This is a genomic window from Verrucomicrobia bacterium CG1_02_43_26 (assembly GCA_001872735.1).
In the GTDB taxonomy this organism is placed as follows: Bacteria; Verrucomicrobiota; Verrucomicrobiia; order Opitutales; family CG1-02-43-26; genus CG1-02-43-26.
Genome location: MNWT01000025.1, coordinates 27,684 through 44,099, shown reverse-complemented (window position 1 = coordinate 44,099; position 16,416 = coordinate 27,684). Strand labels below are relative to the sequence as shown.

Here is a 16,416-nt window from a genome sequence, read left to right as displayed (position 1 = left end):
GTCAGTACCTCTGATCGAGCACGTGCTAATATTTTGACGGTATTGGACCTTTTGGAGAAGGGAATAAATTCAAATAAGAATAGTCAGTATGCTGACACGCAGAGCGTCATCAATCTGAAAAAAGATGTTACGGAGCTACTCAGTGAAAATACATGGAGTGAGGTGGGTGATCATGTTACAGGTCTTACTTCGAGAAGCCTAAAGGTTGGTGCAATTCCAGGTAGTGTAGGTTTTATACTTGGGCTGCCGGTACAGCAAGTAGGAGCTTCGTTTATATTAGGGGGGCTTTGTTGCGGCTTAGGCACGGTGATAACTTTCGTAATTACTAACTTCTGTAGCGAGACACCAGTAGAAAGGAGCATGAAGAAACTAGAAGAACGTTCTGTTGAGAATAAAAAGGATCTGTAAATATATCGTGTAAGATAACGATTTTGTCGCACCCCGTTTTAACGTTGTTAGGCGGGGTGTTTTTTTATGTCTGTGTAACCCGATAATCGCTTGAGATGGATTGTTTTGAGTGAAGAGAAGGGGATAATATGTGTTGTATTATGGCGTTGACCCAGGTAGGGATATAAACCTATACTTTGTAAGATTATTGAACCAAGAATTTTGCACGTGCGCACCATTATTTCCATTACATTATTAGTTATCGTAAATGTTGTTCCGTTGGGACAGTTTGCCCGTGCAGAGCTTTACCAGCAGCCCGTTCGGCAGACCCAGGCAACTAGTGACCCTCGGTTGGCAGGGTTGGTGCAAGATGTAGAAGAGCTACGCTACCGTGTGGGGCAAATGCGCTTAGACAACGAGTCCTTAAAGAAAGATATAGCAGAGCTTAAGCGGAGCCTGGTGTTTGTGCAAAATGAGCAGAAAAAGCTTGTTGTTACGATTAAAGAGATGGAGAAGGAGTGGAAGGCGTTAAACGAGGCCCAACGAAAAGATATTATTACGCAAGTGAGCCAGCAGATACAGAAGTTGGCAGCACAGACGCAGGCTGCGATTGACGGGCTATCTCAACAAGTTTCCAAAAAGAGTGACCGTAAGGGTGGAATGGCAGCGACCTATGCAAAAGAAGGCTTTGAGTATACGGTGCAGCCCGGCGATACCCTTTCCAAGATAGCGGATAAGTATAATTCGAACGTGAATGAGCTGCAGGTCGCTAATGAAATAGGCAATCCGAGGGGTTTACGCTCTGGGGAGAAGATTTTTATACCACAAAAAAATTGATACAATGGCATCTAAAAAGGTAACGAAAAGTCGTTTAGGACGAGGTTTAGGGAATTTAATCGCCGGAGGCATGTCCGGTGCGACCACTAAAGGAGACACCAAGAAGAAGGCACAAGCTGCCAAGAGACCTCCCGTGGCGAAAAAGCCCGTTAAGCAGGCTCCTATAAACAAGCCGAAGCAAGCGAAGAAGAAGCCTTCACGTACGCCTAAGGTAGAAGAGGCGATTATAGAGAAAGCCATTTCGACACCCGAGATGATTGAAAAGACGGTTATTGTGGAACAAGAAGAGCCCCGGGAGATTTTTTTAGAGTTATCGCTTTCCCTGATAGAGCGTAACCCGTACCAGCCTAGAAAAGCATTTAGTGATGAAACGATCCATGATCTCGCAGAGAGTATACGTTCTGAAGGCCTTTTGCAGCCGATAATTGTTCGCAAGCAAGGGGACAAGTACAGCCTGATTGCAGGAGAGAGACGCATGCGGGCGTTTGAGTATTTACGACTCCCGCGTATACCGGCCCGTATTATTGAAGCAGGGGATGCCTCTACGGCGGTGATGGCATTGATTGAAAATTTACAGCGGGAGGATCTGAACCCGATAGATGAGTCCTTCGGTTACGCCAGCCTGATGAATGATTTTAATTTAACGCAAGAAGCGGTAGCGGAACGTGTCGGTAAAGGACGTGCCTCTGTGGCGAATGCGTTACGATTGCTTAATTTAGACAAAGAGATACAAGGGTATTTGGGAAAAGGGATCCTATCTGTCGGCCACGCGAAAGTGATCTTAAGTTTAGCGGAATCCGAGCACCGTGTTTTGTTAGCGAGAAAAATTATTGAGCAAGGGATGAGTGTTCGGGAAGCTGAGCGAACGGTGAAGACCTATAAAAGCACATCTCCCTCAAGAAATGATTTTAAAACAAACCGCCAAGTGCAACACGAGACGGCAGTTAGGGATCTTGAGCAACAACTTGCCAAATTTTTATCCACGAAAGTGGAAGTGAAAGCCAAAGGAAGCAAAGGTAAACTTGTGATACAGTACAAGAGCCATGAAGAATTGGAGCGCATTTTGTCCAACATTGGAATGACGGTTTCCTGATAAGAGCGGGATCTTTTTTCATCAAACGAGGGTAATAGCTATCTCTCGAATGATTTGATATTGGCGATTCGGCCCGGCCTACGCCAAGGCTTTGGTGGACACGTTTAGCGACTCCTCTCGTTACGAGCACACCGCCCGTATCTCGAAGCGGTAAGGTGGGGATAAGGAGGAAATTTTATTTAGCTAGCGTATAATCCTTTATTGGGACATGCTGCAAGCATTTTTTGGCAATAAAGGATTATACGCTAGCCAAATCGGAAAAGTCAAGTAAAATAAGTAACGAATTTAAGTATAGTTTTGGTGATGTTCACCTGTTTGAAAAAACATTTGAGTTGTGATCATCACCAAAACGAGAATCGTTTCTAAAAGTTTGAAATTTGGGAAAAAGACGTTATTCTCAGGAATAGATTCCCATAGCTTTGAAACCCCCATTAATATTAGTTGTAGATGATGAACCCGTGAGCTTGCAGGTATTAGAGAAATACCTGACGTTTGAAGGGTTTACCGTAGAGACAGCTATGACAGGCGCTGCCGGTGTGGAAAAAGCGCTTCAATTGAAACCGAACTTGATTCTATTGGATGTAATGATGCCCGACTGTGATGGGCTGGAAATCTGTAAACAGTTACAGGCACATGAAGAAACGGCAACTACGCCAATTATTTTTATAACGGCTAAACAATCCAAAGAACACAAGCTTGAAGGCCTGAGTGTGGGCGCGGTGGACTATATTACGAAACCGATAGAATTCCAGGAAGCACTGGCGCGTATTAAGACACAGTTAAAGCTACAAAAGGTTTATAAAGAGAATATTAATTTACAAAAAGAACTCGGTGAAGCGCGCCGCAATGTGGCCATTGGCTCTATTACGGAAGGGATAGCGCACAATATTAATAATTTGCTCGGCGGGATAAAAGGGCACCTAGACCTCTTGCGCATTTTAAATACGCAAGAAGAGAAATCGATTTACCACATGGAAAAGATGGATGAAGCGATCCACCGGATGGTGGAGATTGTGAATAAATTGCGGACGATATCGATCACGCAAAATTATATGACTTCGGATATCCTGTTGGCGAAATTGGTAAAAATGGGCGTACAGTATTTTATGGAAGAGCACTCCAACGCTACGGAAATTCCTATTAATAGTAAAGGAACGGCCGGAGTAATGATCAATAGCTGCCCGGAGCTGGTGCAGAACGCGATCAGTAACCTATTGATCAATGCCTGGGAGTCCTATGGGGACGAAGTTGCTGATGAAGCCCGAAGAGTAGAAATAGATTTAGAGCAAGAAGATGGGTTTGCGCAGATAAAGATTAACGACTGGGGAAAAGGTATCTCTACGGAGTTATTGGACACCTTATACGAACCCTTTTCGACAAGGCACGCAGGGGTGGGCCGTGGGCTCGGTTTGACACTAGCAAAACATTTTATCAAAAACGTAGGCGGGACGCTGGAACTTCATCCACGAGAAGAAGGCGGCACATGCGCTACCATTAAATTACCATTAAACAAAGAAGCATTATGAAAAGAGAAAAAATTGGAATTATTGGTGCTGGAAATATGGCAAGCGCCCTTGTTAAAGGAATGCTTACAAGCGAAGAGAATAAGCCGGAAGATATTGTTTGTATCAGTAAGCACCATGAAAGCGAAAGAATGTTGGCGAAAGCGACGGGGATAGAGACCGCAAAAAATTTAGAAGAATTTGCAGAGAAAGTGGATGTCATCATACTCGCCTGCAAACCTAAAGATCTAGAAGGCCTGGCGGGAGAGCTAGCGCCACTTGTGAAAGATCACCTACTTGTTTCTATGCTAGCAGGCGTTACCCTGGCAGAATTGGCTAAGTTTTTCTCAAGCGCGAGAGGGATTATACGCATTATGCCCAATATACTAGCTGAAGTAGGAGCCAGTATAACAACCTTTTGCTTTGAGAAAGAACCCAAAGCGGTGGATCAAAAACCCTTTAGACGAATTGTTATGCCCAGTGGGACAGCACTACAAGTGAAAGAAGAACAGATGGATTCCTTTACAATATTATTCGGTAGCGGACCTGGCATCTTTATGGAGTTTTTAGATTCGTATATAAAAGCGGCTAAAAAACTCGGGCTTGATCCTGAAATGGCACTGCCCGCGCTGGATCACCTTGTGTTAGGGACAGGTATGTTGTTAGCGCAATCCGGAAAGACACTGGAGCAGTTAAGAGATAGTGTTACCTCTGCGGGTGGGTGTACGGAAGTAGCCCTCAAGAAAATGAGAGAAAGAGGCTTGCAGGACATTATGGAAGAGACCATGATATCTGCTCTTGAGCGTTTGCAAAAGTAAGAAGACACATTCATTATGCATGATATTACAAAAGGAGCTGTCCTCGTAACAGGCGGGGCGGGATTTATTGGTAGCGCCCTGATATGGGCATTAAACCAGCGCGGCATTGAAAATATTTACGTGACCGATTTTCTTGGGCACGATGAAAAATTTAAGAACCTGGTGCCCCTGCGCTATCGGGATTATTTAGAAGGAGACCAGTTTATGGCCATGCTTTCGCATGCCTCCGGCAATCTCTTTAGGGATGTGACTACGGTATTCCACCTAGGGGCATGTTCAAGCACAACGGAAAAGAACTGCCGGTACTTGATCGAAAATAATTTCGAGTACACAAAAAATTTGGCCAGTTGGGCAATGGGAAACAAGGCGCGCTTTGTGTATGCATCCTCAGCCGCGACTTATGGGGACGGCGCGCAAGGCATGGACGATAGAGATGAAGACATCAGCAAGCTACGCCCCTTGAATATGTATGGTTATTCCAAGCATATGTTTGATTTGTTTGCGTGGAAGCACCAGATGTTAAACCAGATGGTGGGGCTAAAATATTTTAATGTTTACGGACCAAACGAAGGGCATAAAGAAGATATGCGCAGCGTAGTGCACAAAGCGTTTGGCCAGATAGAAGAAACAGGAATCATAAAACTCTTTAAAAGCTATTTACCCGAGTACAAAGACGGGGAGCAGATGCGCGATTTTCTATACGTGAAAGATGCCGTGGAGATGACGATTCATCTTGCCGAAAACAATAAAGCGAACGGTCTCTTTAACCTGGGATCCGGAAAAGCTCATACCTGGCTTGATCTTGCAAGCGCGATCTTCAAAGCCTTGAATAAAAAAATGAACATTGAGTTTATCGACATGCCAGAGACACTGCGCTCCAAGTACCAGTATTATACCTGTGCGGACATCAGTAAACTGAGAGCAACCGGTTATGATAAAGAAATTTACCCATTAGAAGAAGCGGTGCGTGATTATGTACAGAATTATCTCATGACGGGAAAACCGCTGGGAGATGAGTTAATAACTGCGAATCTGGCAGGGGTTAATTAATCTGGCTGAGGAGAGTTATTCGTCTTTAGCGTGCTTCTGTGAGATGTGTTTTTTTCTGAAAATGGAGAAAATGTTTCTTAAGACACGCCAAGTGATCCAGTTAGCTGCTTGGATAGCTTGATAAATGGCGTGGATGTGTTCTTGACCATTTTCAGCCGAGTGACAGCCGTGCAAATCTGAGTAAGCGTAGACACCCGGCGGAATCTTAGAAATCAGATTATGCCATTCCTTGGGGAGCTCTAGCAGTTGAGATTCCGTTCTAGGCAAGATACCAACCAGACGCATCTTTCCTAACCAGACGTATTTTAGCCAGTGACGCCGAGCAAGCCAAAGGGAACCATCGTATTCGATATAATTAAGGCCATTGATGCCTTTCCATTCGTGCCGTTCCTTACGTTTGGCGAAAAGCGCCATGAAACGGAACAAGAAATAGAGGAATAAGGCACCGAAACGCTCGATAAGAATCGGTTTGTCCTTAGCTCGCTCTAAAGGGTTAGCGATACGAGGATCGATGTTTTCAATACAGGCTTTGTATTTGAGATTAATCAACATGCAACCGATTAAGAAAGCGTGGTTGAGTTCGGTGTTACCCGTTAGATAGGTTTGCTGACTGATGACCGCGTATTTTATAGAACTGGGACCCTCGAGGATGCTCCCCTCACCAATGCTGGCATAGGGGCCGATGATGCAGCCCGGGCCGATGGACACGTAGTCGCCTATCCAGATCGGCATGCGCAGTCTGGCCGTTGGGTGAATTGAGCAAAAGCGACCGATTGCCAGAGTGCCCAGCTCGGATTTTTCATCATTAAAAACATAATCAAACCATTCTTTATAAGTGAAGAACCAGTGGTCTAGTAAATCCCACTCGCTATTGATGGTAGGATTTGGGTTTTTTGAATAAGGCAAGCTGGCGACCCAAAGACTATCCTTTTCCCTGTAGTCTGCGGGAATAGATTTGATATGAAATTTAATAGGCCAGAGAGTAGCCTTCTCCATATACTCTTTGACGAAACCGGGACGATCATAGCATAAAATAATAACCCTTGTGGCGCCTTGGTTCACGGCGTAATCCAGCCAGTGGTAGAGGAGAGGTTGGTCTCCCACCTGCCATAAGGCGTAAGGAAGCTCTGATTTGACGAGCGTATCAAACCGAGACCAATCGGGGAGCGTGAGGGTAAGAGTATCCATGCTAGTAGGTAACGTTTTGTACAATAGCAAAGAAAGCTATAGGAATCAATAGGAACCACGACCGAATAAGACGGCAGGGATGGTTTTAATCAAAATCTTTATATCAGTCCAGATGGTTTGAGAAGAGATGTATTGAAGGTCTAGACGCACTTGGCCCTCGAAGTCAATATTGCCACGTCCCTGTATTTGCCAGAGACAAGTGATGCCAGGTTTGACCTGAAGACGTCTCAACTGGGAAGCCTTATAGGCAGTAACTTCGCTGAGTATGGGAGGACGTGGGCCTACGAGTGACATGTCCCCTAATAAAACATTAATGAATTGGGGAATTTCATCGACGGAATACTTGCGAATGAATTTGCCGATTTTTGTGATACGCGGATCATCCTTCATTTTAAAGGTTATTTGACTTTGTTTGTGAACGTTGTGTTTATCTAATTCTTGCCGTAGTTTTTCAGCGTTTATGATCATTGAGCGAAATTTCCAAATATGGAATATTTTGCCACCCTTACCGACGCGAGGTTGTTTGAAGAAGACGGGGCCGCGATCCTCGAGTTTTATGAGAATAGAGAATATGATAAAGATAGGAGTAGAAGCGATTAAGGCAGCAGCAGATATGATAATATCGAGCAAACGCTTAATGGTCTCCGCGCCGCCAAAGGTGATGCGCCAGATTATGCGTTTGAAGAAAAGGTGTTTTCGCCAGCGTGCGAGTTTGGTTTCGCCCATAGCGCCCTCCCAGTATTCTCCGGGTTCGGGGAAAGGGGAAGTGGTATCATGAACGGGTGTTCTGTTTGGGAAAGGGGTATCCTTATGTCTTCTCACGGTTTAATCGATTTTGTATAATAACATTATTACACACTTTTTTTTAGAATCCAAGCCTGATGAAAGTTGGGCTTTTTTTATGTACGAGAGGAGTATAGAATGGTGAGTTAATTATATGAAGGGTGTGTTAGAACATAATTGTAGCAATTGCCCCGTGTTAGTAAAACAGAGCGGTGTGCGGGTTGTTGCGTTAGTAGGAGCGCCGAATGTAGGGAAGTCGACTTTGTTTAATACATTGACCGGTTTGCGCCAACATACGGGGAATTGGCCAGGCAAGACATCCTCGAGCTATGCTGGGCTGTGTTCCCTTAATGGCCAAGATGTACGTATTGTGGATTTGCCAGGAGTGTATACCCTGCGATCTACGTCACTAGATGAGAGTGCTACAGAACGTTATTTAAAAGAAGAAGAGATTGATTTGGCTATTGTTGTGATGGATCCTATGAGACTCGGCAGAAGCTTGAATCTACTGACGCAAGTGATGGCATTGAGACAAGGGAAACCCGTTATGGCCGTTGTTAACCTGATGGATGAAGCGGAGAAGCATGGTGTGACGATTGACTTTCGGGGATTGAGCACCGAGCTTAGGGTACCTATTTTGCCCTTAATTGCACGCGAAAAGAAAGGTATTCCCGAGCTTAAAAGGACTATAGGAGCGATTTTGGGAGGTTTATTGGAAGCAGATGGGGTGTTATTTGATTTTGAACCCTTAGATCATAAGACGGATAATCTGGAATGTTTGTATCGATTTTCAGCGGAATTGCAGGGGAGATATGTTTTGCGGGAAGAGACAACGCAATCGAGCAAAGTTTTATGGCAGCAGAAGCTGGACGGTTGGCTGACTTCTAAATGGACGGGCATACCCATCATGCTCGTCATTTTAGCAGGCGTGTTTTGGATAACAATAATAGGGGCAAACTACCCATCGGACTTTCTGCATTATGGGTTGATTGATGTGCTTTATGGCAAACTCAGTGCCGTTCGCTTTCAGAACAGCTTTATGAGCGGCCTGTGGAGTTTTCTAGTTGATGGACTATATCTTTCCACAGCCTGGGTTGTGGCGGTGATGCTGCCCCCGATATTGATCTTTTTCCCATTATTTACCCTATTAGAAGACTTTGGATATTTGCCCCGCGTGGCGTTTAACATGGACGCGCTGTTTAAAAAGGCCGGTGGGAACGGGAAACAGGCACTGACGATGGCCATGGGCTATGGGTGCAATGCCGCGGGCGTGATAGCGGCACGGATCATAGAATCTCCACGAGAACGCTTGTTGGCAATTATTACCAACAATTTTGCTATTTGTAACGGGCGATGGCCCCTACAGATATTGCTGGCGACTATTTTTATAGGCGCGCTATTTCCCTCCGGAATAGCCAGTTTTGTGGCTGCGGGCGCTATTTTGGCCATTGTTTCGCTCGGGCTTTTCTTAACATTGTTGAGCGGCATGATGTTATCTAAAACGGTTTTAAAAGGAAAAAGCACCTTTTTTGTTCTGGAATTGCCTCCCTATAGAAGACCAAAAATAGGGAGCGTGATCTATCGTTCGATGATAGACCGTACGCTATTTGTATTGTTGAGAGCTATATTATTTGCGCTCCCAGCCGGGGCGGTTACCTGGCTACTAGTCCATATAACGGTGAGCGGAGACCCGATAGCTGGTATGGTGGCTACTTTCTTGAATCCCTTTGGCGCGGCGATGGGGTTAAGTGGGATTATTTTGCTAGCATATGTTATTGCTATTCCGGCAAATGAACTCGTCATCCCTGCGATTTTGATGCTGACCGTATTGCTGAATCCAGAGCTAGGCATTGTGCCCGAAAACGGCGTACTATTTGAATTTACTAACCAAGAAAACCTGCGCGGTTTTCTAAAGAATGCCGGTTGGACTGCTCTGACGGCTGTGTGTTTGATGGTTTTTAGCCTAAGCCATAACCCTTGCTCCACGACTTTGTACACGATTTACAAAGAAACAAAGAGCATAAGGTGGACGGCGGTATCCGCCTTGCTACCCCTGTTTTATGGTGTAATTTTGTGCATAGGTTTGAAGTTTACCTTTGCTTGAAAACGTAACTATTTTGCCGGTTTGGCTTTTTTTTGTTCAAAAGAGGGGCCAATTGGCGGTACAATGCATTATGCCCAACGTAAAAACGATTGATGATGTTGATCTCGCTGGTAAAAAAGTACTTGTGCGAGTTGATTTTAACGTTCCTTTAGATGAGAAAGGTAATGTTGCCGATAACACAAGAATTGTAGCAGCGTTACCGACCATTCAAAAGCTGGTGGATCAGGGAGCTAAAGTGATTCTATGTAGTCACTTAGGGCGACCCAAAGGGGAGCGAAATATGAAATATTCATTAAAGCCCGTGGCTGCGGAACTCTCCAAACTGATCAAACGGCCCGTCACTTTTGTTGACGAGTGTATTGGAGAAGCGGCAAAGAAAACGATAGACGATATGCATGCCGGTGATATTGCGCTTCTAGAAAACCTGCGTTTCCATAAAGAGGAAGAGGCTAATGATGAACACTTTTCCAAAGCACTGGCGCAATTAGCGGAAGCCTATGTGAATGACGCCTTTGGGACGGCGCACCGCGCACATGCCTCAACCGTTGGAGTGACCCATTTTTTACCCATAGCCGTTGCCGGAAAACTGATGGCGAAGGAGTTAGATTACTTGGGCGGAGAGTTAAATAACCCGGAGAAACCATTTGTGGTTATACTAGGAGGGGCAAAGGTCAGTGATAAGATAAACGTGATTAACGCGCTTTTAGACAAAGCGAGCTGTATGTTGATTGGGGGCGCTATGGCGTATACCTTTGCGTTGGCAGAAGGACGAAAAGTCGGCAATAGCCCGGTAGAGCAAGACAAAGTAGATATCGCCTTAGAAGCCATGGATAAGGCAAAGAGAAAAGGAGTACGTATGCTGTTGCCCCTGGATAATTTAATAACAGACGATATTAACTTTAAAGAACGCAAACTAGGCACAACGGAGTACATTATCAGTAATATACCGAACGGCTGGGAAGGGATAGATATTGGACCCAAGACTGTGAAAGCCTTTTCTGAGGAAATAGCAAAAGCGAAGACGATTTTGTGGAACGGACCTATGGGCCTTTTTGAAATTGAAAAAAGCGCGCAAGGGACACGAGAAATCGCTAAGGCAGTAGCGGCAAACGCGTCCGCAGTTTCTATTATAGGCGGAGGTGATTCCGTAAAAGCTATAAATGAAAGCGGATACGCGGATAAAGTTTCGTTTATGAGTACCGGCGGTGGAGCTAGCCTGGAGTTGCTCGAAGGTAAAGAACTCCCCGGAGTAGCTGCGTTAAATAAAAATTTAGTAAAATTATGACAAAAAGTAATATAAAATATACGATCGCAGGTAACTGGAAGATGAACAAGAATACGGCCGAGGCGATAGCGCTGGCTGAGCAAATCGTCTTGGAGTATAACGATGAGACAACGGTGAACGTTGTCCTATGCCCGCCCTTTACCGCGTTATCCTCGGTGAGCAAGTTATTGGAGAATTCAAATGTTTCGTTAGGCGCTCAAAATATGCATTACGAAGCCAGAGGCGCTTTTACAGGCGAGATATCGGCTGAAATGCTAAGAGACTTCTTTGTCTCATATGTCATATTAGGGCACAGTGAGCGACGCCAGTATTTTGCCGAGACGGACGATTTTATTAATAAAAAAGTAAAAGCGGCATTAGAATCTAACATGCGGCCGATCCTATGCGTGGGTGAGACAGGAGAAGAACGCGATAATAACCAAACACTAAACGTCATACACCAGCAGCTAGAAGGCGGCTTAGCCTGGATTTCCGAAAAGCAGATGGATCGCTTGATGATTGCTTATGAACCCGTTTGGGCGATTGGAACAGGAGTGACGGCAACACCTGAGATGGCGCAAGAAGTGCATGCGGCTATCAGGCAAAAGATTGCTGATCTATATAGCCCATCTATTGCCAAGAAAGTACCCATACTATATGGTGGCTCAATGAAAGCGAGCAACGCACCAGCCCTATTGGAGCAACCCGATATTAACGGCGGCTTGATTGGAGGAGCTGCATTAGACGCACGTTCTTTTATAGAGCTTGTAGAATGCGCCAAGAACGCTGAAAAACGCTGCACGAACTCCTCAGTGGACGCAGCGCTTTAATACCCTTTTGATGAAGAAAATCGTAGCAAGTTTATTGAGATTTTATAGAATCTTGTTGCTTGCTGTGGTTTTAGGATATGCGGGATTGATTGCATTCGCATATTTTTTCGCGAATGCGATGATTTTTCCCGTACCGACCTCGAGCTATGTGGACGATGCGAGTATTCGTAAGCTAGCACTCCCTTCGGGAGAAAAAATTTCCATAAAATATGTTCCTGTACAGAACCCTTATTTTACGATTTTGTATAGCCACGGAAATAGAGAAGACCTTGGGACAATTTCAGATGTGGTTTCGGCTTTTAATCAAGAAGGCTATTCCATGCTTGCGTATGAATATCCTGGATACGGAACCAGTACAGGGCAGCCTACGGAGAAGAACGCCTATGCATCAATACAGAGTGTTTATGAATACGCGATTAATGAGCTCAAGATTCCCGGCGAGCGCATTATATTGTATGGGCGTTCTTTAGGTGGTGGACCAGCGGTTGAATTGGCTTTGAAGTATGATGTAGGAGGCGTGATCCTTGAAGGAGCTTTTGTAAGCGCGTTTCGAGTGGTAACTGTTTATCCGCTCCTCTTTTGGGATAATTTTAACAACATCGATAAAATAAAAGAGATCAACGCGCCGATGCTCATGATACACGGAACGGAAGATAGCGTAGTTCCCTTCTGGCATGGAGAGAAATTATATGAAGCAGCATTGCGCCCAAAGAGAAAATTTTGGGTAAACGGCGCGGGCCACAACAACCTGGTGGAAAAAGACCCTGCAGGCTATTGGGTAGCTGTGAATTCCTTTCTGAAAACAATCAAAAAAGAACAACTAAATAGAGAAAAACGATATGAGTGAACAATCAGTATTAGTCGTGATAACAGATGGAACAGAAGAATTAGAAGCCGTGGCGCCGATCGATATTTTGCGCCGAGGTGGTTTGGCGGTAACGGTAGCATCCCTGACCGATCACAGAAAAGCACGTGGTGCAAACGGATTGCTCATAGAGGCTGATTGCACTTTAAGTGACGCTGTGGATGAAGTCTATGATTGTGTGATGATTCCAGGAGGGGCAGGAGTGGCTACCTTTAGGAAATCGTCCAGTTTGATTGATTTCCTGCAAGGTACAGCGCACTCTGACAGATGGGTAGCAGCGATTTGTGCCGGACCACTTGTCTTAGACGATGCCGGTTTATTGGAAGGAAAGAAGCATACCTGCCATTTTTCCGTGAAAGAAGAACTTCCGAAAGCAACCTTTGATAAAAAAGTTGTCATCGATGGTAAAGTAATTACCTCACAAGGACCCGGAACAGCGGTTGACTTCGGCCTGGCCATTTTGGAGCAGCTGGCTGGCAAAGCAAAAGCGGACGAAGTGGCTAAAAATATTTGCCTTCACGCTTAAAAAGTCGGATAATGTTGTCCTGAAATTCGCCGCCTTGAGATATGATTGATGATATGACGTTGAAGGAAGTTGATAAGAAGATACACTCTCTGCGAGCAGAAATTGCCCGCCATGATGAATTGTATTATCGAAAAGCAGCGCCTGAGATTTCTGATTTTGAGTATGATCGATTAGTACAAGAGCTAGAAGCGCTGGAAGCACGTTATCCGGAATTCGCAGAAGCGAAAAAAGTAGGCGACGATCGAATTGAGTCCTTTCAATCATATACTCACCGCGAACCCATGTTGAGTATTGATAATAGCTACAGCATGGGCGAAGTCGTTGAATTCGAAAAACGAATACACAGGGTTTTGAGAGAAGAGCCCCTTGAGTATGTTGTGGAACCAAAAATTGACGGCGTAGCGGTATCTCTGACATACGAAAAAGGAAAGCTGGTACGTGCGCTGACACGCGGTAATGGTGTGGAAGGAGATGATATTACCCACAATATACGTACAATACACGGGCTGCCCCATGCTCTCAAAGGGAAAAACGTGCCCGAGGTGATTGAGATACGCGGCGAAGTCTATATGACAGAAGATGCATTTACCCTCGTCAACAAAGAACGCGAAGAACAAGACCTTCCCCCGTACGCAAACCCCCGTAATCTGGCTGCCGGTACGGTAAAACTACTCGATGCCGCAGAAGCCAGAAGACGCAAGCTCAGCATAGTTCTCTTTGGGTTTGGCTATTGCGAGCCCAAGCGATTTGAAAACGATGCAGATTTTTTTGATCAGCTAAAAGACTGGGGATTACCCACGCTTGAGAAATATTGGGTTGCTAAAGGGATTGAAGATGTTTGCAAAAGTATTGAAGAAATAGATACATTGAGACATGAATTTAAATACGGAACCGATGGCGCTGTTGTTAAAGTAAATAATATAGCGCTGCGTAAACGGTTAGGACAGACAGCAAAAGCGCCGAGATGGGCCGTGGCCTACAAGTTTTCAGCCGAGCAAGCGGAAACTGTTTTAGGCGATATAACGATACAAGTAGGACGAACAGGAGTGTTGACCCCTGTTGCTGAATTAAGACCCGTTAGTTTAGCAGGCTCTACGATTTCACGCGCTACCCTGCATAACGAAGATGAAATTAAACGAAAAGATATTCGTATAGGCGATACCGTTATTATCGAAAAAGCAGGTGAGGTGATTCCTGCCGTGGTACGCGTGGTAGTTGAGAAGCGTAAAGCAGATAGTAAACCCTATACGTTTCCGAAAACATGCCCTGAGTGTGGCGCGGAGGCGATTCGTTTACCCGAGGAAGCTGCTTGGCGCTGCCCGAACGTGAGTTGCCCGCCTCAAGTGAGACGCCGGATTTTGCACTTTGGATCAAGGCAAGCCATGGATATAGAGAACCTAGGCAAAGCGGTGGTTGACCAACTTGTTGATAAATCGCTATGCGCTAATATGGCCGATTTGTATGAACTCAACGAAAAAGACTTACTCGCCCTAGAAGGGTTTGCTGAAAAGTCGTCTAAAAATCTGGTACAAGCGATTGAAAACAGTAAGCAACAGGAGCTGTGGCGGTTACTCCATGGACTTGGGATACCGCAAGTGGGGGCGCAATCGGCAAAAGATCTAGCAAAAGCGTTTAAGAGCCTAGAGGCATTGATGAACGCCAAGGAAGTAGACTTGCTAGAAGTAGACGGTGTTGGGAAGATTGTGGCAGAGAGTATTATCAAGTTTTTTAAGACCGAAGAGAATGCTAAGATCATTCAACGGTTGATCGATTATGGTTTAAATACAAAAGACCATAGAGGCCAACAGGCACAGGGTTACCAGAACTCTGATCTAGCGGATAAGACGTTTGTCCTAACAGGGACATTGCCGAGTATGACGCGTGATGAAGCAAAAACTCTTATAGAAAACGCCGGCGGCAAAGTGACTTCTAGCGTGAGTAAAAAGACAGATTATGTGTTGGCCGGGGCGGATCCGGGCTCAAAGCTTAAAAAAGCGGAAGAGCTTGGTGTTGCTATTATCGATGAAGCTGTGTTTAGAAAAATGTTGGGTGACTAGCCCTATATTTTATAATCCGCGTTGGAAGGATTTGCAAAATAGTGTAGCAGCTTCCCTGTTCGAATCTGGCAGGATTTCCAGCTGTCTACGTTAAATGTAATCGTAACTGCTTCTGAAGTGCGCAATCCGACGGATCGTTCTCCAATGTATTGGCATGCGAGATCTGAGATGCCTGGGTTGTGCCCAAAGACGAATAAATGATTTACGCTATCATCTGTGCGTTGAATGATTCGTAACATCATGCCGGCTGGGGCGTTGTAGAGCTCGTTGATGACTTGAATATTAGTTTCCGGGTAGTCGAGCTCCTTAGCAACAAGTTGTGCGGTGGTAAAAGCACGCAGAGCTGAGCTGGAAATTATTAAGTCTGGGGAATGTTCTTTATTATGAAGAACTTTTCCCATGATAGGAGCCTCTTTTTGGCCACGTTCATTGAGCGGACGATCAAAGTCTTTGATATCATTGTTTCCCCAATCTGATTTGGCGTGTCGAAAAAGGGTGAGCGTTTTCATAGAGATTTACGGGCTAGTTGGGGTGAGTAAATCTTCGATCACTCGACTGAGTTCAGCGGAAGATATTTTACCCTTGTAAAAACGTACGATATTACCGTTTTGGTCAATTAAAAAAGTCATAGGCAAGGAGTCAAAGACGCCAAATTTTTCGATCATATCGGTGTCGCTTACGAGGTTGGGGTAGGGGAGCAGAGATTTTTCCTTAAAGTTAGCGAGTTTTTCGTTATCAATTTGGTCAATGGAAACCCCTAGAATGGTGACATCATTGTTTTTGAATTTTTCCTGTAAATCGATCAAGGCAGGGAATTCATCTAGCGACTTCGTGCTCCAGGTTGCCCAGAAATTGATTAATACGACCTGACCCTTTAAGTTTTCTGAAGAATAAGTTTTTCCTTCAGTATCCTTTAAACTCCATTGAGGGGAAGGGAAACGGCTTGAGCTTGGGATATATTCGCTGGCAAAGTAGCGCTTATAGAAATAACCAATTCCACCTTGGTTAAGTTGGTAGTATTCCATGAAAATGAGCAAAACGAGCATCAGGATGAGAAACAACCAGAAACGCAGTCTTGCGCGCATGTATATATTAGTGTGGGGGCTCACATT

Annotated in this window: 15 protein-coding genes and 1 pseudogene; 12 read left to right on the top strand and 4 right to left on the bottom strand. The window is 44.9% G+C overall.

Annotated features, from left to right (window positions below; all coding sequences use genetic code 11):
- The 6 genes and pseudogenes from AUJ82_08685 (at position 1) to AUJ82_08660 (ending at position 5,687) form a co-directional block, all read left to right on the top strand.
- Positions 1–408: pseudogene (locus AUJ82_08685) on the top strand (hypothetical protein).
- A 201-nt stretch (positions 409–609) separates the two neighbouring features.
- The gene (locus AUJ82_08680) at positions 610–1,224 is read left to right on the top strand and encodes a hypothetical protein (protein OIO58583.1); all 615 of its coding nucleotides are present in this window, start codon (positions 610–612) and stop codon (positions 1,222–1,224) included.
- Positions 1,225–1,477: 253 nt separating this feature from the next.
- On the top strand, positions 1,478–2,317 hold the full coding sequence (locus AUJ82_08675; GenBank protein OIO58588.1) for a hypothetical protein: 840 nt from the start codon (positions 1,478–1,480) through the stop codon (positions 2,315–2,317).
- Between the two features lie 419 nt (positions 2,318–2,736).
- Complete coding sequence (locus AUJ82_08670) at positions 2,737–3,843, top strand: hypothetical protein (GenBank protein OIO58582.1); 1,107 nt, start codon at positions 2,737–2,739, stop codon at positions 3,841–3,843.
- The gene (locus AUJ82_08665; protein ID OIO58581.1) at positions 3,840–4,637 is read left to right on the top strand and encodes a pyrroline-5-carboxylate reductase; all 798 of its coding nucleotides are present in this window, start codon (positions 3,840–3,842) and stop codon (positions 4,635–4,637) included. The genes AUJ82_08670 and AUJ82_08665 overlap by 4 nt, the downstream gene beginning before the upstream one ends.
- 15 nt (positions 4,638–4,652) lie before the next feature.
- Entirely contained in the window at positions 4,653–5,687 is a 1,035-nt protein-coding gene (locus AUJ82_08660; GenBank protein OIO58580.1) for an ADP-glyceromanno-heptose 6-epimerase, read from the top strand.
- A gap of 15 nt (positions 5,688–5,702) precedes the next feature.
- Here AUJ82_08660 and AUJ82_08655 read toward each other — a convergent pair whose 3' ends face one another.
- Positions 5,703–6,875: a hypothetical protein gene (locus AUJ82_08655; protein ID OIO58579.1), complete on the bottom strand. Its 1,173-nt coding sequence runs from the start codon at positions 6,873–6,875 to the stop codon at positions 5,703–5,705.
- A gap of 45 nt (positions 6,876–6,920) precedes the next feature.
- The gene (locus AUJ82_08650; GenBank protein ID OIO58587.1) at positions 6,921–7,601 is read right to left on the bottom strand and encodes a glycosyl transferase; all 681 of its coding nucleotides are present in this window, start codon (positions 7,599–7,601) and stop codon (positions 6,921–6,923) included.
- A 250-nt stretch (positions 7,602–7,851) separates the two neighbouring features.
- On the opposite strand from AUJ82_08650, the gene AUJ82_08645 reads away from it, so the two are divergent.
- From AUJ82_08645 to AUJ82_08620, 6 genes are all read left to right on the top strand, one after another.
- Positions 7,852–9,762 carry a hypothetical protein gene (locus AUJ82_08645; GenBank protein ID OIO58578.1) on the top strand — a complete coding sequence of 637 codons (1,911 nt, stop codon included), beginning with the start codon at positions 7,852–7,854 and terminating at the stop codon, positions 9,760–9,762.
- 70 nt (positions 9,763–9,832) lie between these two features.
- Positions 9,833–11,047 carry a phosphoglycerate kinase gene (locus AUJ82_08640; GenBank protein OIO58586.1) on the top strand — a complete coding sequence of 405 codons (1,215 nt, stop codon included), beginning with the start codon at positions 9,833–9,835 and terminating at the stop codon, positions 11,045–11,047.
- The gene (locus AUJ82_08635; GenBank protein ID OIO58577.1) at positions 11,044–11,856 is read left to right on the top strand and encodes a triose-phosphate isomerase; all 813 of its coding nucleotides are present in this window, start codon (positions 11,044–11,046) and stop codon (positions 11,854–11,856) included. The genes AUJ82_08640 and AUJ82_08635 overlap by 4 nt, the downstream gene beginning before the upstream one ends.
- 10 nt (positions 11,857–11,866) lie before the next feature.
- The gene (locus AUJ82_08630; GenBank protein ID OIO58576.1) at positions 11,867–12,703 is read left to right on the top strand and encodes a hypothetical protein; all 837 of its coding nucleotides are present in this window, start codon (positions 11,867–11,869) and stop codon (positions 12,701–12,703) included.
- A complete protein-coding gene (locus tag AUJ82_08625) occupies positions 12,696–13,247 on the top strand; it encodes a hypothetical protein (GenBank protein OIO58575.1) in 552 nt (183 codons plus the stop codon). The genes AUJ82_08630 and AUJ82_08625 overlap by 8 nt, the downstream gene beginning before the upstream one ends.
- Before the next feature lie 53 nt (positions 13,248–13,300).
- On the top strand, positions 13,301–15,304 hold the full coding sequence (locus AUJ82_08620; GenBank protein OIO58585.1) for a DNA ligase (NAD(+)) LigA: 2,004 nt from the start codon (positions 13,301–13,303) through the stop codon (positions 15,302–15,304).
- 2 nt (positions 15,305–15,306) lie between these two features.
- On the opposite strand, the gene AUJ82_08615 is transcribed toward AUJ82_08620, so the two are convergent.
- Together AUJ82_08615 and AUJ82_08610 are read right to left on the bottom strand one after the other, a co-directional pair.
- Positions 15,307–15,813 carry a hypothetical protein gene (locus tag AUJ82_08615; protein OIO58574.1) on the bottom strand — a complete coding sequence of 169 codons (507 nt, stop codon included), beginning with the start codon at positions 15,811–15,813 and terminating at the stop codon, positions 15,307–15,309.
- Between the two features lie 6 nt (positions 15,814–15,819).
- Entirely contained in the window at positions 15,820–16,389 is a 570-nt protein-coding gene (locus tag AUJ82_08610) for a hypothetical protein (protein ID OIO58573.1), read from the bottom strand.
- Positions 16,390–16,416 lie beyond the last annotated feature (27 nt).